The sequence below is a fragment of the Shewanella sp. VB17 genome, from assembly GCF_013248905.1.
GTDB lineage: Bacteria > Pseudomonadota > Gammaproteobacteria > Enterobacterales > Shewanellaceae > Shewanella.
In genome coordinates this window covers 1,496,637-1,521,504 of the sequence record NZ_JABRVS010000001.1, presented here as the reverse complement: position 1 = coordinate 1,521,504, position 24,868 = coordinate 1,496,637, and the positions used below count along the sequence as shown (strand labels likewise).

At 38.2% G+C, this 24,868-nt stretch carries 20 protein-coding genes; 14 read left to right on the top strand and 6 right to left on the bottom strand.

Features of this window, described 5'->3' with window-relative positions; genetic code table 11:
- Positions 1-17 precede the first annotated feature (17 nt).
- Both hmpA and HQQ94_RS06465 read left to right on the top strand, forming a co-directional pair.
- Positions 18-1,220, top strand: coding sequence for an NO-inducible flavohemoprotein (hmpA, locus tag HQQ94_RS06470; protein ID WP_173293645.1), 1,203 nt, complete (start codon positions 18-20; stop codon positions 1,218-1,220).
- A 167-nt stretch (positions 1,221-1,387) separates the two neighbouring features.
- Complete coding sequence (locus HQQ94_RS06465) at positions 1,388-1,711, top strand: hypothetical protein (protein ID WP_173293644.1); 324 nt, start codon at positions 1,388-1,390, stop codon at positions 1,709-1,711.
- 264 nt (positions 1,712-1,975) lie between these two features.
- On the opposite strand, the gene HQQ94_RS06460 is transcribed toward HQQ94_RS06465, so the two are convergent.
- The 3 genes from HQQ94_RS06460 to HQQ94_RS06450 all read right to left on the bottom strand — a co-directional run bounded on the left by HQQ94_RS06460 (position 1,976) and on the right by HQQ94_RS06450 (position 4,053).
- The gene (locus tag HQQ94_RS06460) at positions 1,976-2,554 is read right to left on the bottom strand and encodes a GNAT family N-acetyltransferase (protein WP_217274006.1); all 579 of its coding nucleotides are present in this window, start codon (positions 2,552-2,554) and stop codon (positions 1,976-1,978) included.
- The gene (locus tag HQQ94_RS06455) at positions 2,547-3,494 is read right to left on the bottom strand and encodes a hypothetical protein (protein ID WP_173293643.1); all 948 of its coding nucleotides are present in this window, start codon (positions 3,492-3,494) and stop codon (positions 2,547-2,549) included. The genes HQQ94_RS06460 and HQQ94_RS06455 overlap by 8 nt, the downstream gene beginning before the upstream one ends.
- A gap of 187 nt (positions 3,495-3,681) precedes the next feature.
- Positions 3,682-4,053 (bottom strand): hypothetical protein, encoded by a 372-nt coding sequence (locus HQQ94_RS06450; RefSeq protein WP_173293642.1) that lies wholly within the window; start codon positions 4,051-4,053, stop codon positions 3,682-3,684.
- Positions 4,054-4,284: 231 nt separating this feature from the next.
- On the opposite strand from HQQ94_RS06450, the gene HQQ94_RS06445 reads away from it, so the two are divergent.
- Complete coding sequence (locus tag HQQ94_RS06445) at positions 4,285-5,001, top strand: RluA family pseudouridine synthase (RefSeq protein WP_173293641.1); 717 nt, start codon at positions 4,285-4,287, stop codon at positions 4,999-5,001.
- 32 nt (positions 5,002-5,033) lie between these two features.
- Here HQQ94_RS06445 and HQQ94_RS06440 read toward each other — a convergent pair whose 3' ends face one another.
- A complete protein-coding gene (locus HQQ94_RS06440; protein WP_173293640.1) occupies positions 5,034-5,840 on the bottom strand; it encodes an ABC transporter substrate-binding protein in 807 nt (268 codons plus the stop codon).
- A gap of 788 nt (positions 5,841-6,628) precedes the next feature.
- On the opposite strand from HQQ94_RS06440, the gene HQQ94_RS06435 reads away from it, so the two are divergent.
- The 6 genes from HQQ94_RS06435 to HQQ94_RS06410 all read left to right on the top strand — a co-directional run bounded on the left by HQQ94_RS06435 (position 6,629) and on the right by HQQ94_RS06410 (position 16,063).
- Positions 6,629-7,309: a DUF4360 domain-containing protein gene (locus HQQ94_RS06435; protein ID WP_173293639.1), complete on the top strand. Its 681-nt coding sequence runs from the start codon at positions 6,629-6,631 to the stop codon at positions 7,307-7,309.
- A 315-nt stretch (positions 7,310-7,624) separates the two neighbouring features.
- A complete protein-coding gene (locus tag HQQ94_RS06430; protein WP_173293111.1) occupies positions 7,625-8,542 on the top strand; it encodes an IS5 family transposase in 918 nt (305 codons plus the stop codon).
- 350 nt (positions 8,543-8,892) lie between these two features.
- A complete protein-coding gene (locus HQQ94_RS06425) occupies positions 8,893-9,744 on the top strand; it encodes a substrate-binding domain-containing protein (RefSeq protein WP_173293638.1) in 852 nt (283 codons plus the stop codon).
- A gap of 611 nt (positions 9,745-10,355) precedes the next feature.
- Positions 10,356-11,711, top strand: a complete 1,356-nt coding sequence (locus HQQ94_RS06420) for a YjiH family protein (protein ID WP_173293637.1) — start codon at positions 10,356-10,358, stop codon at positions 11,709-11,711.
- Between the two features lie 239 nt (positions 11,712-11,950).
- On the top strand, positions 11,951-15,559 hold the full coding sequence (locus HQQ94_RS06415) for a two-component regulator propeller domain-containing protein (protein ID WP_254304014.1): 3,609 nt from the start codon (positions 11,951-11,953) through the stop codon (positions 15,557-15,559).
- 99 nt (positions 15,560-15,658) lie between these two features.
- Positions 15,659-16,063 carry a CBS domain-containing protein gene (locus HQQ94_RS06410; protein WP_173293635.1) on the top strand — a complete coding sequence of 135 codons (405 nt, stop codon included), beginning with the start codon at positions 15,659-15,661 and terminating at the stop codon, positions 16,061-16,063.
- A gap of 63 nt (positions 16,064-16,126) precedes the next feature.
- Here the strand turns inward: HQQ94_RS06410 and HQQ94_RS06405 are convergent, their stop codons facing one another.
- Both HQQ94_RS06405 and HQQ94_RS06400 read right to left on the bottom strand, forming a co-directional pair.
- Complete coding sequence (locus HQQ94_RS06405; protein WP_173296545.1) at positions 16,127-17,443, bottom strand: NCS2 family permease; 1,317 nt, start codon at positions 17,441-17,443, stop codon at positions 16,127-16,129.
- 1,019 nt (positions 17,444-18,462) lie between these two features.
- On the bottom strand, positions 18,463-19,701 hold the full coding sequence (locus HQQ94_RS06400) for a DEAD/DEAH box helicase (protein ID WP_173293634.1): 1,239 nt from the start codon (positions 19,699-19,701) through the stop codon (positions 18,463-18,465).
- Positions 19,702-20,175: 474 nt separating this feature from the next.
- On the opposite strand from HQQ94_RS06400, the gene HQQ94_RS06395 reads away from it, so the two are divergent.
- From HQQ94_RS06395 to HQQ94_RS06375, 5 genes are all read left to right on the top strand, one after another.
- Positions 20,176-21,699: a S41 family peptidase gene (locus HQQ94_RS06395; RefSeq protein ID WP_173293633.1), complete on the top strand. Its 1,524-nt coding sequence runs from the start codon at positions 20,176-20,178 to the stop codon at positions 21,697-21,699.
- A 367-nt stretch (positions 21,700-22,066) separates the two neighbouring features.
- Positions 22,067-23,098: a DUF475 domain-containing protein gene (locus tag HQQ94_RS06390; RefSeq protein WP_173293632.1), complete on the top strand. Its 1,032-nt coding sequence runs from the start codon at positions 22,067-22,069 to the stop codon at positions 23,096-23,098.
- 48 nt (positions 23,099-23,146) lie between these two features.
- A complete protein-coding gene (locus tag HQQ94_RS06385) occupies positions 23,147-23,752 on the top strand; it encodes a TerD family protein (RefSeq protein WP_173293631.1) in 606 nt (201 codons plus the stop codon).
- Positions 23,753-23,777: 25 nt separating this feature from the next.
- Complete coding sequence (locus HQQ94_RS06380) at positions 23,778-24,227, top strand: tellurite resistance TerB family protein (protein WP_173293630.1); 450 nt, start codon at positions 23,778-23,780, stop codon at positions 24,225-24,227.
- Positions 24,228-24,239: 12 nt separating this feature from the next.
- The gene (locus HQQ94_RS06375; RefSeq protein ID WP_173293629.1) at positions 24,240-24,845 is read left to right on the top strand and encodes an HAD family hydrolase; all 606 of its coding nucleotides are present in this window, start codon (positions 24,240-24,242) and stop codon (positions 24,843-24,845) included.
- Positions 24,846-24,868 lie beyond the last annotated feature (23 nt).

The window sequence follows — 24,868 nt, the reverse complement described above, 5'->3', positions numbered from 1 at the left end:
CAATTAAGGATATATACATGTTATCTGCAAAACATATCAGCATCGTTAAAAGCACCATTCCTTTATTAGAATCTGCTAATACTGCAATTACTGAGCATTTTTATAAAAGACTGTTCAGTCATCATCCTGAACTTAAAAACGTATTTAATATGAGTCACCAACAAACCGGTGGTCAACCTGCTGCACTTTTTAACGCGGTAGCAGCCTATGCTAAAAACATTGACAATTTAGGCGCACTATCTGGCGCTGTCGAACGCATTGCTCATAAGCACACCACCTTTAATATTCAACCTGATCACTACCCCATTGTCGGCCATCACCTATTAGAAACACTCAAAGAACTCGCTCCAGATGCGTTCACCGCTGAAGTTGAAGAAGCTTGGGGCGCAGCATACGGGTTACTCGCTGGCATCTTTATCAAACGTGAAGATGAGCTTTATCAAAACAGTGCTAATCAGGTTGGAGGTTGGCTTGGTGCAAGAAAATTCAAAGTGGCTGAAAAGCGTGAAGAGTCAAGTTTAGTCACCAGTTTTGTCTTTAAGCCTATCGATGAACAAGCGGTGATCAGTTATCAACCGGGTCAATACTTAGGTATTAAGGTGGAGCCTAAAAATCATGAGTTTATCGAAATACGCCAATATTCACTATCAGATAAACCAAATGGTAACAGTTATCGAATCTCGGTCAAACGAGAAGCAATTGGGATCCCAGGTGTAGTCTCTAACCATCTGCACGACGATCTTAATGTTGATGACATTGTTGATATTTATCCACCTGCAGGTGACTTTCATTACGTTGAGCGTAACGCACCAGTGGCACTCATCTCAGCAGGTGTTGGCGTGACACCAATGCAATCTATGTTGGAAATGCTAGCAGATAAACAATTTGATAAGCCTGTGTTCTACTTGCATGCTTGTGAAAGCATCGAGCAACATTCGTTTAATCAACGTGTAAGCCTATTAAGCGAAAAAATAAATCTGCAACACCATACTTGGTACCGTGATGCAAGTGGCATAGAAAATCCTGAAGCCAATGCAAATGTTCAGCAAGGTTTTATGAATTTAGCGCTATTGAAATCACAACTGCCATTAACAGATGGTCATTTCTACCTCTGTGGTCCAATTGCATTTATGCGTTTTGCTAAGCAACAACTCCTTGAATTAAATGTCAGTGACGATCGCATCCATTACGAAGTCTTTGGCCCGCACGCAGATCTATAAATTTACGAGCTAAATTAACATCTTAATATCGAGGGCAAGTTCATTGCCCTTGACTATGCCGACACAACAACTTATCCCCATTGCTTTTCTTATTCTCGCTCTTAGCACACAATTCGGTTACCCTTTGGCGTTACAGCACTACAATCCCTAGTAAGAGCCAATTTCTTATGAGCAAGACTGCAAACAAACCTAACATCAGTAAACAAGTACTCACCGATATTATTTTATCTTGGGGCAATTCAATTATCACCACTGCGCAACTTCAAGATTGGATGATCACTCATTATGATCCTGATGAAACGGATATTGGCCTAGGCGAACCAGAGTGGACAGTGGAGGCGATGAATATTGTGATGAATGAGTATGAAATTGCTAAACTCACTAAGTGTCGCTTAGAGAGTTTTCAGCTCGCCATCGACTTTATACAAGCTGATGAATCAGTCTTTAACCAAACACGCCACCTGTTTTTACGCGAAGGCTTTAGCGATTAACACCCCACAAAATTACTATAGTATTATTGGTGTTTATTGCTTGCTGCAAGTTTATGTGTAGATGCTTCAGTGAGACGCTGTAAATATGTCGCTATAAGCTCTACCAAAACGTCTTTTTTGGAAGCTCGTAGCCACATCTACAGCTTTTTATTATCAACAATAGTAAAGCATTGTTTCTTCGATTTGGATTGTTTGCACGTCACTCATTTTTCGACAGGAACCTTGTAGAGTATCGAGTCTAATTAAACTGACATTATTCCGCTATCAAATCTTAGAGGCATATACGCATACAGTTCTATCTTGACCTTGTATATGCTTAATTTTGTTTTTAACATAAGGTACACCGAGTTTTCTTACCACTGATTTAGAACGTTTATTTTCTGTTAAATGGGTTACCTCGAGCTTATTTAAACCGTAATGTTGTTTACCATACTCCACTAAAGCCGCAGCAGCCTCATAAGCTATACCCACCCCCCAAAAAGGAACGCCAACCCAATATCCTAACACACCACTGCCATCTACGAGTTTAGGAAAACTAACTGCACCAATGATCTCATCCTTCTGCTTAAAAGTAATCGCATAAACGATGCCTTTACTTTCAGCAAAAAGGGCTTCACTGCCTAGAATCCAATTCTTGGCAATCGATTCGTTATAAGGATGAGGAATATTTTCCGTCATTTCTGCGATTTGCTTATCTCCGGCTAATTCGGACACTCTCTTGCTATCGCTTAACTTAAAAGGTCGTAGTACTAATCGCTCAGTTTCTATATTTTGCTGCATCATATTATTCTCAAACTGGTCACCCATAATCACTAAAATAACAAAGTATGACCAGTTAATCATTTTTTTGATTCAATACGTGTTGAATTCTACTTACCATATCGAACACCATGCTTGGCGTTACCTCTTGTCGCCCTCTATCTTTATTGGCTGGAATTTTTACTTTAGCTTGATAAGCTAGATAGGTCAGCTCAGCATTTAATGCCATGGTCAGATCAATCACATCAGATGGTAAGATCTCTCTTGATATGTCTACTGCTATGATATCCATACTGGTTAAATTAAAATTCAACTTTGCATATGACTTTAGAGTTTGAAAAGTATCAATTAAGAGATAAAAAACATCAGTTGGTGTCTTGTCAATGGGCTCAATTTCAAGTTGTACATAGGGAGCTATTTTGACTCCAGGATACTGACTAGCAAATAACAATAGACTTAATTCATAACAATATTCAACCACCTTAATCACATCCTTTGGCTGCATCTTATTGGAGTTTAATATTGACAGTAAACGATTATTAGACAAAGTTTTATTATAAACTTGGGTCGGAGTAGCAGGCTCATGTGGGATACGTATATTATAGCTTTCGATGGTAAGTGAAGATTGTACCGCACGAATAGACTTTAATACTTCGCTAAAAACTCGATAAACATGCAAAGGTTCATTACGATAGACATGAACAGAAAACTCACGACCAACATTATCAGTGTGCTTAAAGCTAAATCGCTTAGCGTTAAGGTTCAAAGACTTAGCAATAAAAAAAACTTCCCTTGGTTGTGCATTTATCACTTGATAAGCGACTGTTGAATTATATTTAGTAAATAAATCTTCATTTAAATCAAAGGTTAGAAGTTCTCCTTCGATTAAACGTGCCCTCATAAACACATCACTAGGCTGAATATTATCAATCATTAAGGTTGAATTATCTAAAACAACAGCATAAGAACGATAGCAAATGAAGAGTGACACCAGCCCGAGCAATATTCCTTTTACAACTCTCATACACACCTTATTTAAGCCTATGAAATTAACTGAAAATGGCGACTAAATAATTATAGTACAACAGTAAATAAACCGTGTATTTTGCTGCTTCGCCTATTCAGAGCGTCATGCTTGCCAGTGGCGTATAACATACGTAGAAAAAATTAAACAATGGTCGACATTATTTGATTATAAAAACATTTTAAATTTATAACTCCGATACGGATATAGTCCATTTAATTTTTAATTCAAGCTCTTGAGATTCTGTCGATACTCTTGTTCCATCTGGAACAAGAGTGATGCTTGGAAGACTGAAAGAATTTCGATAATCATCCATTCGATAGACAAGTTGCCCAATAACATCGACAACTTCACCATTCTCAATCAAAGTGAGACGTAAGATATTAGCTGACTCAGTCTTAATCGGAATATCTACAGTCTCCCCAATCCTAAGGTTTATTTGATGTGGCCCAACCAAATTCCCATTATGTAGCAATGTACTATTAAGCCTATAATCTGATGAATTGCAACCACTTAAAAAAAACAATATCATCAAAACTGCAACAGCTTTTCTTAACATTTTGATATATATTCCTACTTACGTTATTTTTATATTTAACTAGGATGCTAACACCTTTAACGAATAGGTAGAGATAATAAGTCACGACTAAACACATTACTTCTTACTTGTTCAGCTACCATTCAGGCTTGATCCAGATGTGTAATGAATTATGTTCGATCAGCACAACAAGCTTTTGTCCATGGTAAATTTTCGCTATTATTGAGCCTGAATTGTTCTATGAGTGAATGCATGCAGCCTCAAACTGATCCTTTTATTGTTCCAAAATGCTTAGATTCAATTAAAATATTGTATCAAGATGAGCATATTTTGGTCGTTAACAAACCAAGTGGATTATTAAGTCTCTCAGGTAAACACCCGCTGAATATTGATTCAGTTCATCACAGATTGATTCAGGATTACCCTACCTGTAGTATGATCCATAGATTGGATTTCGGCACTTCAGGTATTTTATTACTGAGCTTAAATAAAACAGTTAATGCTTTACTCTGTAAACAATTCAGCAATAGGACGGTGACGAAACGCTATACAGCTTTACTTCATGGATTGGTAATAAATGACAATGGGATAATAGAGTCTTCGATTGCAAAAGATGTTAATAACTTCCCCTTAATGAAACTATGCGAGCACTCAGGCAAACCTGCTAAGTCAAAATATCGTGTGTTAGCACGTTATACCCAAAATCAAACTAATAGCTTTTACCGCTCCTTTACAACGTCTACTCCTCGTCATGTCACGCTCATTGAATTTGAACCCATAACAGGTCGAACTCATCAATTAAGGGTCCACTCACAATTCATTGGCCATCCGATCTTAGGTTGTGATCTTTATGCCAGTGACGAAGCTTACTTTATGACAACACGTATGATGCTACATGCTACAGAACTCTGCTTCGAACATCCCTTCAGCGGCGAACGTTTGATGATACAATGTAACAGTCCATTTTAAATCATCTAATTTTGGTATACACAAACAAAAGATCACCGAATAAAATCGTCAATGATCTTCTGCAATTCACCACTTCTTCTCATAGCATAAATCTCTGTATCAAATTGTAAAATAAAGTCATCCATATAAGGGTAATTAGCACCACTTTTAGCGGTAAAAGCTAAAAAACCTTGCTCAATACTAATTGTCACTCCCTCCATCAACGCTGCATGCTTGCCACCTTCATCATACTTCCCTGATTTTTTTAACTGCTTTAATTGCCATAAAATTGAAATTCGATCATTAATGTAGCAATCACTACGTCCGACGCCAAGCATAATAATATTTTTCTCATTACCGTTTGCCTCATTAACGATGATTTTTTTATCTTTCACAGCTTGATTAAATTTATCTCCCCCTGATGCAAAGCCTGCATTCTGACCAATAACTAAACCATAATAATCATCTGGCCAAACGGGTCTAACAGAATCGGAAAAAACTTCAGCTCGGCAAACAACAATCACTCTTTCATCTAAGATAGGAATAGAATAAGGCCACATATAAGGTCTATCTTCAGCTCTATGATAAGGAGGATAAATAGCGAAACCTTTTCCCCTTTCGATGTAAGATAAAGCTCGCTTCCAAGGCACTGCATTGATTTTAACCTGATACCCTTTCATCCTAGAAAATGCTTTTTTAAGGATTTCGGTATATATTCCTTTCAACTCACCGCCTTCATTATATGAGTAGGGAGGATAGGAATCGTCGGCATAAATCTCTACCTCAATATCAGCCGCTAATGCTAACCTTGTGATATATAGATAAATAAAGATACAGATAAATAACTGCACATTTTTCATAGTTGATCTCAAATTAATCTAAATGGTGCACTGTAATGGACAATAACGACCTATTGCTCCCGTTGCAGTAACACCTTGAACACCAGATAAAAGTTAGCTACTTAACTAGTTTAGTTGAATAATATATTTTGGAGTTTTAACATTGAAAATTAATCTATAAATTTATTTTTTAGCCACGTTACAGCCTTATCTGTCATAATAATGGTGCAAACAACCTAGCTTACATGATGCATATAGGACTAAACATTCGATGAAAGCTCCCTATCGCACCATTATTTGACTAAGTACCTACGCTGAAACCATTAGATGTTCAGTTCTTTTTTTGAACAGCTCCAATATACAGGTTATCAAATACGGTATGATTTAGACAATCAAGCAGTTAAATCTAATCTCTAAAAACTTTAAGCTCAGTGTCTATCGTGACATAAAACCTAGACATTACCCATCACAAAAATAATACAAGATAATTAGTTTAATCACATTATTTAGTTAAACAAAAAAGTAAGTATAAATACGTAAGCTTTAAGGATTATATTTTGTATATCTAACTTAGAAAACCATATTGAATATAAAGAAACCACCCTAAAGTATTATTTAATAATAAAAACATTGAAGTGACGAACAACTTTAATAAATTTAAAAATAGAGATAGTGATAAATACATAGCAGACGATAACAGAACAGTGTGATAACATGATGTTACCAAAAGGTTAAATTGAATATTTCACTGCATACCTGAGGTTTTTTAGTAAAAATATTAATTTATGAAATTTAAAATGGAAATATCAATGAGAATGATTAAAAAGAATTTATTAGCATCAGCCATCTGTTTAATAACAACGACACTTGTATCAACTGCAACAATAGCAGAAGACAATTCTCTGCCAGCTCCTGCAAAATCAACAAATGAAATCGTTCACTTTGATTCTACTGAAGTTTCAATTATCAGTATGGAAAGTTCAGGATCTGGTTGTCCTTTTGGCACAGTTTCTTCTACCGTCGCACCTGATGGAAAATCATTTGTATTGGGCTTCGACGAATATATTGCTGAAGTAGGTCCTGGTATACCTAGACGCGAAAATAGAAAAACTTGCCAACTGACTGCAGTACTCGACATCCCTAATGGATATGCATTTACCATTGCTGATGTAAACTATCGTGGTTATGCAGATTTAGACAAAAAAGTTGAAGCAATGCAAACATCAACTTACTTCTTTGCTGGTGAACGCCAAGAAGCACGATTAAGTTCTAAATTTATTGGGCCAATATCGAAGGATTACGTAATTAGTGACCGTTTAGGAATTAACAGTCTAGTATGGTCATCGTGCAATGCAACTGCACCTGTTGTGATCAAAACGGAAATAAAAGTCAATAACACACGAGATAATAGTAAAAGTGGCTTAATCACCACAGATACCATCGATGGAAAACTATCTCATCGTTACGGCCTCATGTTTAAGAAGTGTTAATACTAACGCTGTATAGCACTTAATATTAAATATCTCTGCATACTATCAGTATCACCATATTACTGATTGCAGAGGTATTTTTTACTTTATTAATATCACACTATTAATAATACTCAGACACTAGAGGGAAACATGAGGATTATAATCGAATTAAACATCACCTGATCAATCGTCAATCAATGTTTATTTTGTAAACGAAAGAAGTGGGAGATTAAATTTTTTAATGCTACTCGACAGCCTTGTTTCCTAAATCGAGGGAACCTTTTGCCGTTAGCGTGATCTGATCCCTAAAGATAGCTATACGGAAGCTGAAAAGTGGGAAAATCTAAACATAAAATAACCAATTGGTCTCAGTACAATAAGGCGTTGATTAATCGAGGCTCACTCACTTTCTGGATTGATGAGCAAGCAATTAAGTCTTGGTATTGTTGTGAACACCACGGGCGTCGTGGTCGAGGGTTCACTTACTCTGATGTTGCTATTGAAACAGCACTCGTTGTGAAAGGCGTTTTTAACTTGTCATTACGAGCACTTGAAGGATTCACCAACTCTGTATTTCAACTTATGGATGTGCCACTGACCTCACCAAGTTATAGCTGTATAAGCAAAAGAGCTAAGACTGTTGAGATCAACTATCGAGCACCGAGTCGTGGCTCTGCGGCACATGTTGTGATTGATTCAACAGGTCTGAAAGTTTATGGAGAAGGAGAATGGAAAACGCGTAAGCATGGTAAAGAAAAACGCCGTACTTGGCGAAAGCTACACCTTGCAGTGGATAGTAATACCCATGAAATTGTGTCAGCTGAAATAAGCTTAGTTAACGTTGCCGATAATGAAGTATTTCCCACATTACTTAACCCATTAAGAAGAAATATAACTCAAGTCTCAGCTGATGGTGCCTATGACACTAAGGCATGTCATAAACTACTTCAGCGCAAAGGATGCAAGCCAACTATCCCTCCGAGAAGTCATGCTGGATATTGGGAGGATGACCACCCCAGAAATGAAGCAGTAAAAGCACTCAAGGCTAACCAATTAGCGCAATGGAAACAGGATAATGATTATCATCAGAGATCACTATCAGAAACAGCGATGTATCGATATAAACAGTTAATTAGTCCAAAACTGAGTCTTCGGGATTATAACGCTCAGGTAGGTGAAGCGTTAGCGGGTGTTAAAGCAATGAATAAAGTCATAGGGTTAGGAATGCCAGTTAGGAAACACGCTGCCTAATTGGGTGAAACACCTTGGGGTGCTGCGTTTAGAGTCGAGATTTGAGCAACAACGTCCTACTCGACTATAACGAAAAACGTTCAATTATGCAGCCAATCTGACTCAAGCTAAAAAATACTACCTTTAATAAAATCCAAAAAATTATTATTTATCATTATAGAATCTTGTTGTAAATGTTAAATACAACAAAAAATCGACTACTTTGAAATAAATCGGCAAATCAACGGGTCTTTTAGCGCGAAGTTAAATAATGGTTCCGGAATCATGGCTCAACATTAAAAAATGAGCTTTACTACTTAAAGTATTGATTTAAAAGAAATGTAATATTTTACACAAAATAGGATTATTTTATGAATTATATAAAAAAAATTTACACCGTCTCTATCATACTAGCAAGTCTCGGCAATGTATCTGTCGCTATGGCTGAAACAAAAAACACGGTCTACCTCTATGGAGCTGGTGGTCCACACCATGCAATAAAAGATGTCGCTAACGCTTTTACTCAGGAAGCAGGCAATGAAAATATTAAAATAGAAGTGATCCCTGGTCCTGTTACTCGCTGGGAAGCTTGTGCTCAAGGTAAAGAAATCGGCTGTGAAGAAAAAAAAGCTGATATTATCTGGGGTACTGCTGAGCATGTTATTCTTGACCTTATCAGTACCTTTGAACCACTTGGATTTGATTCGAGTAAAGTCGAACCGATTTACCTGCGACCAGCGGTCATCCTAGTACAGAAGGGAAACCCATTAAAAATCACTGGAATCGATGATCTTATTCACAACGATCAAGTTAAAAAAATTGTGGTTAATAATCAAACACGACAAAGCCTCACTTCTGGTACTGCAATTTGGGAAGACATAGCAGGACGTTTAGGTAAATTAGAAGACATCAAACTTTTCCGCAACAAAATCATTTCACAGGCGCCAGGTAGTGGAGCTGCATTTAAAGCATTCAAAGGAATAGATGCTAATGGAAAAGCAACAAGCCAAGGTCACGCCGATGCCTGGATTTCTTGGCCTGAATGGCAAATAAATAACTCAAATGAAGCAGATCTTGTTGAGATTGAAGCTGAACGTCGAATTTATAGAGATCTTAACCTTGTGATCCGTAATGATGCAGAAAATGCTGCGAAAAAGTTTTATCGTTACTTGAGCAGCGATAAAGCCAATATTATTTTCCAATCTCACGGTTTTACTAAATAGAGATAAAATTATTCGTCATATCGGCTCTAATAGCCCATTTTCAACACTTTAAACGACTTAACCTCCATGGAAGGAGGAATATGTTAGCTTTTTATAGAAAGATATTGACACCTTAAAGCAAGCTAAAACACTGAACTTAAAGTTTAAATGCCACATAACCACAACAAAAAAGATGTCAGTACGACATTAACAACTAACTAAAACAGACAATAGACCTAAGAATAACAGGCTATCAATAGTAGCAACGCTTTAATCCTCTAAACCTTCTGCTTCGATATAATTGGCTAAATAATAGCACCGTATGCTCTATTGGTTTAACCTGCACTAACTAAAAAGGGATCCATCCACAATCTATAAAATTCAGTATGTTAAATCAAAAAAACAATACAAATAAAGCAAAAAAAATCCGTGATATTTACAGTTAAAATTATCAATAAAATATTCACGGTTGTAAGAATTGCTAGAGAAAATAGATAAGGTTTTACATACTCGAGTTTAGGGGGTAATCTTGCCTCGTTGAATTGAATCTATATTCAAAAAAAATTTTTAAAAAATATAATGAGAAAAACTTATTGCAATTGTGCTGAACCGATAATTTAGAGTATTAAAACGTGGCTAAAAAACAAAATTATAATATAAAAACCATACTGACATTTATTATTCCGTCGTTAATAGGCTTACTCCTATTTATGACCCCTATCAGCTATCAAAATGCTATCACAATCCCAATTGCTATCATATCAAAAGGATTACAAGCATTCCTTGGTGACTTTTTAACCGCGATAGTAACGGCGATTGTCTGCCTTACCGCTATTGCATCTGTAATCACAAAGCGACTAAAACCAGCTTTTATCACACAACAACATTTTCTTAATTCACTGCTTAACGTATCAGCAATGTGGGTTATTATTCGTGTAATAGGTGCAGCCTTTATTCTACTGACATTCGCACAAATTGGTCCAGAGGCTATTCGTTCTAGCAATACTGGTGCTTTAGTGCTAAATGATTTACTCCCAGTATTATTCTGTGTCTTTATTTTCGCCGGTATGTTACTTCCATTACTACTTAACTTTGGTTTATTAGAGTTATTTGGTACTTTACTGACAAAACTAATGCGTCCAGTTTTCAACCTTCCAGGTCGTAGTGCTATAGATTGTATGGCCTCATGGTTAGGCGATGGCAGTGTTGGCATATTAATGACAAGTAAACAATACGAATCTCGTTTCTATACTCAGAGAGAGGCCGCTGTCATTGGCACAACTTTTTCAGCTGTGTCGATAACATTCTCATTAGTCGTTATTTCTCAAGTTAAATTAGAACATATGTTTGTTCCCTTCTACCTTACCGTTTGTTTTGCAGGAATAATGGCTGCTATTATTGTACCTAAACTTCCTCCTTTATCATGGAAGAAAGACATTTATATTGACGAGACACCGAGACATGCTGATGATGAAATGATACCAGCTGGTAAAAGCGTTTTCTCTTGGGGGTTAGAACAAGCATTAGAAAGAGCATCAAAAGCGGGAGGGTTAAAACACACATTAAATGACGGTATGAAAAATGTTATTGATATGGTATTTGGCGTAATACCTGTCGTCATGGCAATAGGTACACTGGCCCTTATCGTTGCAGAACATACCCCTATTTTCGATTACTTAGGAATGCCATTTATACCTCTGTTAGAACTACTTCAAGTTCCAGAGGCTACAGCAGCTTCAAAAACTATAGTCGTTGGTTTCGCCGACATGTTCTTACCTTCAATTCTAGCCAGTTCGATACAGTCAGATATGACGCGATTCATTATCGCAGCCATGTCTGTCACCCAGCTTATCTACATGAGCGAAGTCGGAGCGCTACTTATCGGCAGTAAAATTCCTGTTAATATACTCGAATTATTTGTCGTCTTTATACTTAGAACTTTAGTGACCCTACCTATCATCGCTGGCATAGCCCACCTCATTTTCTAACATAAGTAAATAAAGAGTGGTTTTACCACTCTTTATTTACGCAAATATTTCCTCAACCTGCTCGCTATTTTGCTATTCACTTCTAGACTTATAGACTTATCACCCATCAACACAAGGTGAAATAACTCTATCGAATGAGAATTTTAATTTTATTTTCGATCTGGTTAATTGGCAACCCTCTCTTTGCCATGGAAACTCAACCCTTGTTCGACTCTTATAGAGACGAACAAGGATTATCTATGAATACAATTAATGATATAGTAACCGATGATAAGGGTTTTCTCTGGATCGCGACTCAAGCGGGACTGAATAGATACGATGGAAAAAATTTCAAAATCTATCAAGTAAACCAAGATAAAGGGCCCACAGAAAAACATATCAAAAAACTTTTTTTTGGTAAGAAGAACCAGTTGTGGCTACTCACTAAGAGTGATGGTTTAAATTTATACCTACCTGAATCAGATAGTTTTACTTCCTTCAACGAATCCAATAGCCCACTTTCTAATATTGAGATAATTGATTTATATCAAGATGATGATGGTAACCTATGGTTAACCACTCACAATAATGGACTACTCCATTACTCACCCAGCGAAAATAAAATCATTCACCATTTCCTCACCACATCAGAAAATCAAGTGATTGCCAGTAATAAACTAACCTTGCTTTTAGGCGACCAATTTGACCGAATTTGGGTAGCCTCTGACAAAGGGTTATCCATGATAGATGCAAAACATACAGTCAAAAATTACTCAAGGATAAATACAACATTAGGAAATAGTATCAGCAGCTTAGAGATAGGGAGTAGCAATACTTTATGGATTGGTACTAAAGAGAAAGGATTATATTTATTCGATATTCAAACAGAGTCACTTACCCCTATCTCTGCCACCTCCAAACTTAATAATGACACGATCACCCACCTTAAAAAAGACAGGTTTGGTCGATTATGGATAGCGGTTCATGGTAAAGGCCTCGCTAGATACTCACCTCAATCTAGTCGCTTGTTATTTTTCAATAGTTCAGCACAAGACAAATACAGTCTCAATAATGCCCATGTCACTTCATTTACCATAGATAATGAACACCAACTCTGGATAGGAACCAGAGGCGGTGGACTGAACAAAACCTATTTAGAGGCAGAAAGCTTCGGCCATATCAGTACAGGAACCTTTAAGGTTAATCCGCTTGGAAATAGTAATATAAGAAGTATATTCAGAGATCATCAACAGCAACTTTGGGTAGGCACAGCCGCGGGTCTATTCCGAGCCCATGAAAATAAAAATAGAGAAATAATCGGTTTTTCACCATTGGAAGTATCTGGAGTCCAAATCAATGATCTTTTTATTAGCTTTATAAAAGAAGATAAGCACAACAGACTTTGGGTAGGTACAAGAGGAAAAGGGCTATTTATCTTTTCATCAGATAAAAAAAGTTACACGCATTACCGACATCAAGCCAAAAACAAAAATGGGTTGCCAAGTAACTATCTCTATAGCTTGTTCTTTGATGATGAAGATCGTGCCTGGATCACAACTAAAGATGCTGGAGTTGTAAGGTATTTAGATGACGAAAAAGAATTTATTCAATATAAACATGACAAAAAAAATCTGAACTCACTGCCCAGTAATGAAATAACCAACCTAGTTCAAGATATGGATGGGAATTACTGGTTTACCTCTTACGACAACGGACTAAGTAAACTAGACAAACAAGGGAAGTTTACCCATTTTAACACTCAAACAGAATCAGCTATTCCAAATAAACATTTGATGTCGATCCATTTAGGAGATAAAAATACCTTATGGATCAGTACCAATGATGGAATTTTTTCATTTAATACTCAAACTTTTAAAACTGAATTATTCAACACTAAAAAAGGGTTAATTGGTAATGTGGCCTACTTAACTATCATGGATCATAAGAAAAACCTATGGATAGGTACAGCTTCAGGCCTTAGCATGCTCAATACTCATAGTTTAAACATCAGAAACTTTACCTATATTGATGGACTACAAGATAATGAATTTAACTTTGGTGCAGGCTTTATTGATACCGATAATCGTATCTATCTTGGCGGCGTGAATGGTTTTAACCATTTTTTCATATCTCAACTCCCAACCGCCTCTCCACTTAAACAACCTTTACTAGATACACTGACGATTTTAAATGACGCTCAGTCAAACAGCACTAAGACACAAAAATCAAATATATCACAAGTTGAAAAAATTACCCTTTACCATACCCAAGACATTTTTAATCTCACCTTTCTTAATCCAGCACTCCATAGAGCAAGCCGATTAATTTATGAGTACAAAATGTTAGGTTTGCATGATAACTGGTTTATCGCCAATGAATCGCAAAGTGTTCAATTTACTGGCCTATCATCAGGTCGATACTCCTTTCTATTAAGGGCAAAAGACATCGATGGTAAATATAGCCCAATTCGACAACTCGAGATTCAAATATTAGCACCACCTTGGTTATCTTGGTGGGCATATACTCTATATTTTATAAGCTTTATCACCTTATTTTCGCTATTTTATTACTCTAAATTAAGAAAATACAACCAGCAAAATCAGCTGCTAAAAGAAATCGCGCAAAGTGAACAGAGGCTACAGCTGTCATTATGGGGAAGTGGGGATGAGTTTTGGGATTGGAATATTACAGAAAAACATATTACACGTACCAATCTATTCCTAGAATACCCAGAAAATGAAACAAATTTAAATGACACTATGTTGCAGTGTGTTCACCCCGATGATATCTCTGCTATCGTACAAAAAATTGATACTTGTATGAATAAGGGGGAAGATAAATTCGAATTAGTGTACCGCTCTAAGCTGGCTGATGGTAACTGGTTATGGGTATTAAATAGAGGACAGGTTGTTGCTCGCGATAAGCTCTCTCGCCCATCTAGACTAGCAGGGACAATTAAGAACATTCAATCACAAAAAGAGACAGAAGCAGCATTACGTTCATTAAATCAAGATTTAGAAAGCAGAGTTTCCAGTCGCACAAAGGAATTACAACTGATTAATAGCGAGCTAGCCGAGACTCTCGCAGAATTAAAAATAACTCAAACTGAATTGATTGATAAAGAGCAAATGGCAACTTTAGGTGGTTTAGTGTCAAGTATCACACACGAGATCAACACACCTATCGGGATCAGTGTGACAGCTGCATCTCACCTTCAAACCAGTGTTGACAGATTTAATCAAAGCTATTCCAACGGTGATGTGTCTCATGAAGAGTTTGAAGAATATCAAGTCGAAGTCGCTAACTGCTCAAAACTAATGTTAACGAACTTAGAACGTGCATCTAAATTAATTCAAAGTTTTAAAAAAGTATCTGTCGATCAATCGCATGAAGATATCAGAGAGTTTGATCTAAAATCCTATCTTGATGAAATTTTTCTATCGCTTAACCCTATGCTCTCACGAACTATTCATCATTATCACTATCAATGTGAAGATCACATTATGATAAAAAGTAATCCCGGTACATTTTACCAAATTATTAGCAACTTAATAAACAACTCCCTCGTTCATGCATTCCCAGATGGTCGTATTGGCAATCTTAATTTAGAGGTTTTATGTTCAGAGTCAGGCATTGAGCTCTACTACAAAGATGATGGTTGCGGTATGTCAGAAGAGATACAAGAAAAAATATTTGCCCCATTTTTTACAACTAAACGCGGTAAAGGGGGCAGTGGCTTAGGCATGAATATCGTCTACAATCTTGTCACTCTTGAGCTTGAAGGAGAAATTAGTTTAACCTCTGATATCGAAAAGGGTTGTCTTTTCAAAATATCTTTACCCTCAAGCATTTTAGTCAAACCAACATAATTGAATGTTCAAGCTTATCTACGAAGTGTTATTGCCAGTTGACATCATACACCATTAGGCTTCATTCCTATCTGAATAGGTAAATACGGAAGTGCAATTATGGATATAAAAGTATCAGAAATTATGACCAGCAGAATAGTCACTATCGAAATGGATGATAGACTCGATATCGCTAAAGAAATATTTGATAACGCCCCTTTCCATCACCTGTTAGTTGTCGAAGATAATGAACTGCAAGGTGTCCTCTCAGAGCGAGATTTTTTACGCGCGTTAAGCCCAAACATTGGTAACATCAATGAGACGGAACGAGATACTGATACCCTACTAAAACGTGCCCATCAAGTGATGACTCGAAACCCCATCACCATAGCAGACAACAAAACAATCAAAGATGCGAGCCAGCTATTAGTCAAACATGGGATAGGCTCACTACCAGTATTACAACAAGGAAAACTAGTGGGTATTATCACTTGGAAAGATCTATTACGAGCTTATTCTAGTTAACAGATAAATGTGAGAGTGGGACACGTCACCGTGACCCCCACTCAATGAACATAAAATTTATCATTAAATCGCCCAGCCCCCCATGTAGAAAACGACTAAACCCAAAGTTATTGCCACAACACCAGGCTTTAATTGACGCCATTCACCACTGCACAATCGGCCTATTACCAAGGTGGTAAAACCAATCATAATCCCGGTGACAATATTACAACTTAAGATAATAAATACCGCACAAGTCAGCCCTGCCATCGCATCGACCTTGTCCTCAAAATCAAGCTTAGTCACATTACTTAGCATCAGTAATCCTACATACATCAAAGCAGGTGCTGTCGCGTAAGCAGGCACTAGATAACTTAACGGAGCAAGAAACATCATCAATAAAAACAAAACACCAACGATCGTCGCCGTTAATCCGGTTTTACCACCAGCAGCTGTACCTGCTGCAGATTCTATATACACAGCAGCCGGAGCACCACCAACAATACCAGCCACGATACTACTTACAGAATCAGAAGTAAGCGCTTTGCCACCGCCAATAATATTATCTTTATTATCAAGTAGATCAGCCTGACCTGCTACAGCACGAATAGTACCTGTAGCGTCAAAAATAGCCGTCATGACCAAGGCCAATACAATAGGCAGTACTACAGGATTTAACGCTCCCATGATATCGAGTTGACCAATCATAGATTGATCTGACACTAAATTAGGCCACGCGAAAAAACCTTTATATTGAACCGCAGGATCGAATATCAACCCAAATACTGAGAGTGCGATAATGACTATTAGGATACCACCGGGTGTACCACGACGCTCTAGCCCTATAGTGGCGGCTAAACCTATAATAGCCGCAACAACAGAAAGACTATTGATATCACCCAATTTAACAGGTAACCCAGCTTCATTAGCCACGATTAACTGCACACTATTGGTTGCAATTAGCAATAAAAATAAACCAATGCCAATCCCTGTACCATGGGCAATACCTTTAGGCAGGTTAGTTAATACCCACTGACGTATTCCGGTTACACTAATAAAGGTGAATATAATCCCCATCAAAAAGATAGCACCCAAAGTGACAGGAATAGAGATCCCCTGCCCTAATACCATGCTAAAAGCCGTAAAAGCTGTTAACGAAATTGCACAGCCTATCGCCATCGGTAAATTGGCCCAAAGTCCCATTAACAAAGAGCCAAATGCAGCGATTAAACAAGTCGCAATAAAAACAGCACCAGTATCAAACCCTGCAGTTCCCAACATATTAGGCACAACAATAACCGAATAGACCATCGCTAAGAAAGTCGTTAAACCTGCAATCATCTCACGCCGTACCGTACTACCCCTGTCTGAAATAGTAAAATAACGATCGAGTAATGTCATAGAATTTCGTTCTTGATTAGAAGTAAGTTCTCGTTTAATGGGGTGTTGTTCAGACTGCATACTAATACCTTTTTACCCTCTATTTAATGTTGAAGGCCATGACAAATAAGAGCCGCTAAACGGCTCGGATAAAAAACTGACTGTTCACTCAATGTTTCTACTGTCGCCTAAACACTGTAAATAATCACTACACATTTAGAGTGACGCTACGCTGAAGGCTTCACTTAACAGAAAAACCAAGGAGCGCAGTTATTGGCGGCGAATTGTACAGCAATACTTTAAAAGCACAAAGCAGATGACTGACTAGTAGACATTTACTTTAGTAAATACGATTTATTCAATATCTATTCTCAAACAGACTTTATAACTCAATAACCAAAAAATAAACGACCTCGCCCGAGTGGGTCGTTTTGGCTCAAATTAACTACGCGAAGAGAGGTATCGTATTTATAGTCAACGTTGCAAGTGGTGATGAATTAGACCCGTTGAGATTTAAAGTACTGGAACGACAGGTGACAAACATCATGAAAGTTGGTTAATAACAGACTCAGGTTTTAGCACCTTTTTATCTTTCATGATTGTTTTTTACACAAGGGTAAACTTGTGTCGTCTAGTGATTCTACACCAAGAAGTGACAACGTAGTAAAAAGGGTCAACAAACCTTGCCCTAGGGCTCATTTCAATCGCTTTATTACTGTGGACTTTTTACGTAACCCATTAAGCTTCATCTCCCAACACCTTATACTCAATCCATTAAACCTGATAATACCCTACTTGAAGTTACTGCCGAACTGAACCAACTAAAACCCACATTCCAGAATAGTCGATTACCTGCCCATTATTCTTACCCATATTGAATATCTTTGTCTTTATAGCGACAATACGACTCAAATTGGCTAGTGAATTTCCCTCCAACGTCGCTCAAAATAACACGGGAATATTCTATAATCCGTTAACACATTTGGCTTAACATTAGGTTGCATCAGATCTCGATAGCATCAAATACCGTTAACCTTATTTTATTGTTTCCTACTGCCTACAGCTCTACGTCTAGCACGCTGCTTTTGAGCTGACTTGCGGGTTTTTCTGATGTCCATAGAACTTCGAGTCAGATCTGGCTCGAATCCTTCCAACCACTGCTGTGGTAATCGAGTATCCAGCACTGCCTCAATCTCCTCAAGCAGTAAAGCATCTTCTTCGCTGTATAAGGTGATAGCAATGCCTGAGTTCCCTGCTCGACCAGTACGCCCAATACGGTGAACATAATCTTCAGCAATAAAGGGAAGTTCATAATTCACCACGACTTCTAATGATTCAACATCTAATCCTCTCGCCGCAACATCAGTGGCTACCAGCACCTGAATGTCACCTTTCTTAAACTGCTGCAACACTTTTTCACGGACACTCTGGGAAAGATCACCGTGAAACGCCTCAGCCTTAACTCCCGCATCAACCAAAGTCGTAGCTAACTTATCGACGCCTTGCTTTTTACGGATAAAAATCAATACTTGTTGCCATTTTTTAGACCTCATAAGATGACAGATTAGTTCACTTTTTCTTTCGGCATCGACAACATAAACCCGTTGCTCGACCTTGCTAGCAACGGCATTTCGTTTACCCACTTCGATGCGTTTAGGATCCCTAAGCAAGGTATGGCTTAAATCAAATACTCCCTTATCGAACGTCGCAGAAAACAATAACGTCTGCCTATTAGGATTCACTTGTTTGAGGATCGCATCTATTTCATCCTTAAAGCCCATATCCAACATACGATCTGCTTCATCGAACACCAAAAAGGCAAGTTGTTTCAGTGTTAATGATCCGCGCCTTAAGTGATCAAGCAAGCGACCAGGTGTCGCGATAAGGATATCAACACCAGCCTGTAAAATAGCGGCCTGAGCATCAATACTCACACCTCCATAGACAATAGCACTATGAAGATCTGAACTTTTACCATAGCGAACAAAACTTTGATGCACCTGAAGTGCTAACTCACGAGTAGGGGTTAGTATTAACGCTTGCACAAACCTAACCTTAGTCTCGACATTATCTACGCTGATTTTTTCACTGAGTTGCTGCAAAATAGGCAACGCAAATGCGGCTGTTTTACCAGTCCCAGTCTGCGCACCTACCATGACATCGTCACCCGCTAAGATAGCCGGGATCGTTTCGACCTGTACCTGAGTAGGGAAGCAGTAACCTAGCTCCGTTAATACTGTGACTAATTTAGCACTCAAGTTCAGAGAAGAAAAAGACATAAAAACACCCATGATAAGCCTAAATAAAGTGGCTGGCAGTGTAGCAGTATTATGCGATATTTTCCTTCAAAAATAGGCCCCGATCTCAATGGGAATGATAAAACAATCACGCCTAAGCTAAGATAACCAAAGAGATGTCGCGGTTAGAGAACAGACCAAGAGACAGGCCTAATTATGGCGAATCAAATCCATTCAATTTATAATTGCTCAATTACTGTTTTCAGCAGAACTCATATGAATCGCTTATCTTAAAAATGTTAAACCATGATTACCTGATTTGTTAAGAGTTAACAATAATTCTGATAATTCACCAACAGGTAAAGGTTTTGAATATAAATATCAAGGTACGACAGTCCACCTAACATTCAATAAACTGGTTTATACCATTTGAGTATCGTAAACTGACGCCCGTCCTTGTCTTAAGGATTCACAAAAATACAATAATAAGTGATATTTCAAAAGGAAAATTGATAAATGTTTAAACCTTTTTTACTTCCTCTCGTCTTAGTAATAAGTTTTCAACTGAGCGCCACCGATACACCGCCCTCAATAACAACAGACCTAACTGATAACCCTTGGGCAGAACTAGCAACCAAAGATCTGCAACAAATCTACCAAACGACCAAAGCCAATCATCCAGGAGCTGTAGATGATGAGAATCCTTACTTTCAAAAATGGCTAGAAGAGGGTTATCTTGAAGGACTTGAACGAGCGACTCAAGCCTCATCACTTCAAGATGCCATGAACAGTTTGATTTACTACGTAGCAGGATTTGCCGATGGGCATTTTGGGATAAGATTCAACTATCAAGCTCGTTATCAATCTTGGGCAGGTCTTGGGATCAAGAAGCAAGGTAATGACTATAATGTCACTTATCGTGAATTAAACTGGCCCACTCCCTTACCCCCTATTGGTGCAACACTCACCTCTTGCGACAAGCGAAGTACTCCTAACATCATGCAAGAAGATCTTCTCCGCTACCGATTTAACAATAACAAGCTTAATGCTAGAAAAGTCCGCTACGCGCCAAAACTCCTCATCCACGATGGTATAGGAGAGCGAAGCCAAGCTAATCATTGCGACTTTACATTTAATGGTAATACGCACTCCTTTGAGCTCACTTGGAACAGTATTGATAGTACCAAACTCACCGATAAGCTAAACACTGGTGTCTTACCAAGTCAGTTTACACTTCTCGAGTTTCTCCCCCATCATTACTGGTTAACTTTACCGACATTTAATACCAACGCAGTCGAATCCACAGCACTAAAAGACATCATTGAACAAATCAAACAGCTTAGAAACAGTGAAATGATCGTACTTGATGTGCGTGGCAATGGAGGAGGTAATTCTCAATGGGGGGTCGATATTGCTCAGGCTATCTATGGCAAGCAATACATAGAAGAATTATCGACTCTCACACCTGATAATAGTTATGCTCTTTGGCGAGTAAGCCCTGATAACTTGGCAAATTTATCGAGCATACAAGACAGTTTAATTCAGCAGTTTGGTGGCGAGAGCGACATAACCCAATCCTTCATCCAAACACAAGTTAATATGAAAGAAGCACTAGAAAACAATCAGAAATATGTCAAACAAGCTCAATCGGAAAGTGAGATTACACATGAAAAAACTAAACCTGTCCCATCACGAGATCTCCAGCAATTAACAACCAAACCCTCGTACCAAGGAAAAACCATTTTGTTAACCGACAGTTATTGTGGCAGCGCCTGTTTAGATTTCGCGGATCTCAGTTTATCGATTCCGGGATTAATACATGTAGGTGAAGAAACCTCAGCTGACACCGTTTATATGGATATTCGAATCATCAATTTAAACAGTGGACTAGGAAGGTTTAGCCTTGCACAAAAGGTCTATCGAAAACGGCTCAGAGGTAATAATGAAAGTTACCTCCCTCAATATATTTTTAAAGGAGACATGACCAACACCAAAGGTCTACAAAAATGGATAATAGATACCGTCAATCTCAGTAAGTAGAAAAAGATAACTGCAATAGCGCCAAATGAATTGGCCTTTGAATGAAGGCTGATTATATTGTTTATCCGAATCTTTATTTGATATTAAAGTTGTGGCGAAAAATACCCTGCCGATAACCGATCTATTGAGCTTAATTTGAGCTTATTTTTTCTCTCCTAAATAATAATCAAATCGTCAAGCTAATAATAACACACTCCAGAATAGAAACATATTGATAACAAAAGAACTATGTACAAAATTTAATTTAAAAAAGTTTGGTTAATCTAAGACTAATTGTTATATTCACCGCCATGTTTTCCCATAAAATAACGATACTCACGGCATCAGAACCCGCATGCCATTTGAGTATATATAGGAGCAATAATAAATGGACAGTTTGAAGTATTTTAAGGGAAGTTTTTTAGTCACATTCGCAGGTGCTGTCGCAGGTTACAGCATAGGCGGCTTTGAAGCTTTGTTTTTAGTTTTCGTGTTGTCAGTGCTTGAAATCTCACTGTCATTTGATAATGCCGTCGTTAACGCAACAGTATTGCGAGACATGGACGAGGTCTGGCGCAAACGTTTTTTAACTTGGGGGATCCTCATTGCCGTTTTTGGCATGCGTATTGTATTTCCTGTCGCCGTAGTCTCCGTCATTGCAGCAGTCTCGCCATGGGAAGCCATAAGAATTGCAATAGATGACCCATCTCAATATAAAATGTTAATGGAAAGCGCCCATATCTCTCTGATGGGGTTTGGTGGTGCATTCCTATTATTAGTCGGCCTACATTTTTTCTTAAGCCAAGATAAAGATGATCATTGGGTCGGCCCCATCGAACGTCCGCTTTTATATCTAGGAAAATTTAAGTTTGCCGCTGAAATACTGGCGGCCTTGGGAATATTCCTTATTGCTGAAATTTACTTGTCTGAGGTTGAGCAGTACTCATTTATATTATCTGGCGTATGCGGTATCGCCACATTCACAGTGATCCACAAAATTGCATCACTGATGGAAAATAATGAAGGAACTCGTTCAGAAAACAATGCCACCACTGCAGTAGCCAAAAGCGGCCTTGGTATGTTCCTTTATCTTGAAGTGTTGGATGCTTCATTTAGCTTTGATGGCGTGATAGGCGCCTTCGCTATCACAACCAACTTATTTATTATTGCAATTGGTTTAGGTATCGGTGCCATGTTCGTTCGATCCCTAACGATTATGCTCGTGGAAAAGAACGCCTTGGAAGAGTATCGATACTTAGAACATGGCGCTTTCTACGCCATTATCGCGCTCGCCATTATTATGTTTTTGAAAACATTCATTCATGTACCAGAAGTCATTACAGGCTTAATTGGTGCAGGGTTTATTGCGGTGGCTTTTGTTCACTCCTTAGCAGTAAAAAATCAAGTTTCCGAAGCATAATTGAAATAACATTTAATTGACTAACACACTAAAAAAAAGGAATACAACATGATTAGTTTAGAGAAAGGACAGCGGATCAGTCTCGAGAAAAATGGCAGTGGTCTAAACGAAGTCTGTGTCGGTGTTAACTGGGGAGCTATCGAAAAGAAAGGTTTCTTTGGTGGTGTAAAAAAAGAAGCGGTAGACCTTGACGCAAGTGTCGGCGCTTTTGATGCTAATAAGCAACTCAGTGCGGTTGTATATTTTGGCGATTTGAAAGCCTTCAATGGTGCCATTTCACATAGTGGTGATGATAGAACCGGTGACATGGATGGTGATGATGGTCTTGATAATGAAATTATCACTATCAAAATGAATACTCTGCCAGCAACCGTAGATAAAGTGGCGATTGTGCTCAACAGCTTTGGGGGCCACGATTTTAAAACTATTCCGTTTGCCAGTATTCGCTTGTATGAAGGTACACCCACTCGCGTAGATAATGTTATCGCAAACTACAACATAGCTAACGATGCTAAATTTAATGGCTCTGTCGCAATGGTCCTTGGCATTATGTATCGACATAACAATGGTTGGAAGTTCCGCGCTGTAGGCGAACCGACAGCAGACCGCGAATTAAAAGGTACACTGCAGACGGTTGCAGAGCTATACCTCTAGTCATCTCTTTATAAGCGAGCAGTATATGTTAAATAAATTATGGAAAGGTGCAAAAGACGCAGCACAAGATTTAAAAACCTCGGCGTTACAGTTTAAAAACAAAAAGTTTATGAATGCTATGGCTGCAGGCTCTGTATTAATCGCCCGTGCTGATGGGGATATTTCATCACAAGAAAAATCCAAAATGATGCGTATGATTGGTAGTAATGAAGCCCTGTCAGTGTTCGATACCGAAGCTGTCATTAAGGTGTTTAACGAATACCTTGGTTACTTTGAATTCGATGCAGATGTAGGACAAACAAAAGCCTACGAGGCATTAAATACCATTCGCGGTGACGATGTTCAATGTCGCACACTAATGCGAATGATCATTGCCATTGCAGAGTCTGATGGTGATTTCGACTCTTCTGAAAAGATGATAGCCAAGAAGATCGCAGTTGAAATAGGCGTAGCAGCCGGTGATTTTGATCTTTAAGGTACGATAAAGATGGATCGCCATGTCGTCATTTTCGATTTCGACCAAACCATGGTGCTTGAAAATAGCTTAGGTTTTTTATTTAAGCAGTTATCAGGCCCTTACTATTGGCTTAATGCTGTTCCTGTGGTGATCAAATCACTGTTAACGTTCACATTTGGCTACAAGTTGCGTCGAGCCGTAAAGCAATGCCTATATTCGAAAATTCTAACTGGCATGACTGTTAACGACATCCAAGTCACTGGCAAGATGGCTTCGGCGGCACTGACAAGTAACCAGCCCATTATTGACCGATTGATTGAAGCAACAAACAGAGGGAATTTTGTTATCGTAGCAACCGCCTCCCCTCAGGTTTACATTGCTTCAATTGTCAATGCAATGGGTCTTAACGTGGATTTGGTGATTGGTACCCATATCGACTTAACACGTGGCATTGTCATAGGGCAAGAGTGCTCACGAGTCGCTAAGTGGATTGCTGTTAAAGAGCAATTAAATAAACTGAGCCTGCTCAGCACAACCGCTTACGGTAATCAACCCGATGATGTACATATGCTTGAGCAAGTTGATCATGGTTTCATTGTTACGGCAGGTTCCATTGTTCAGCACCACATAATTTAAGGGCATTCCTTAATTTAATCTGT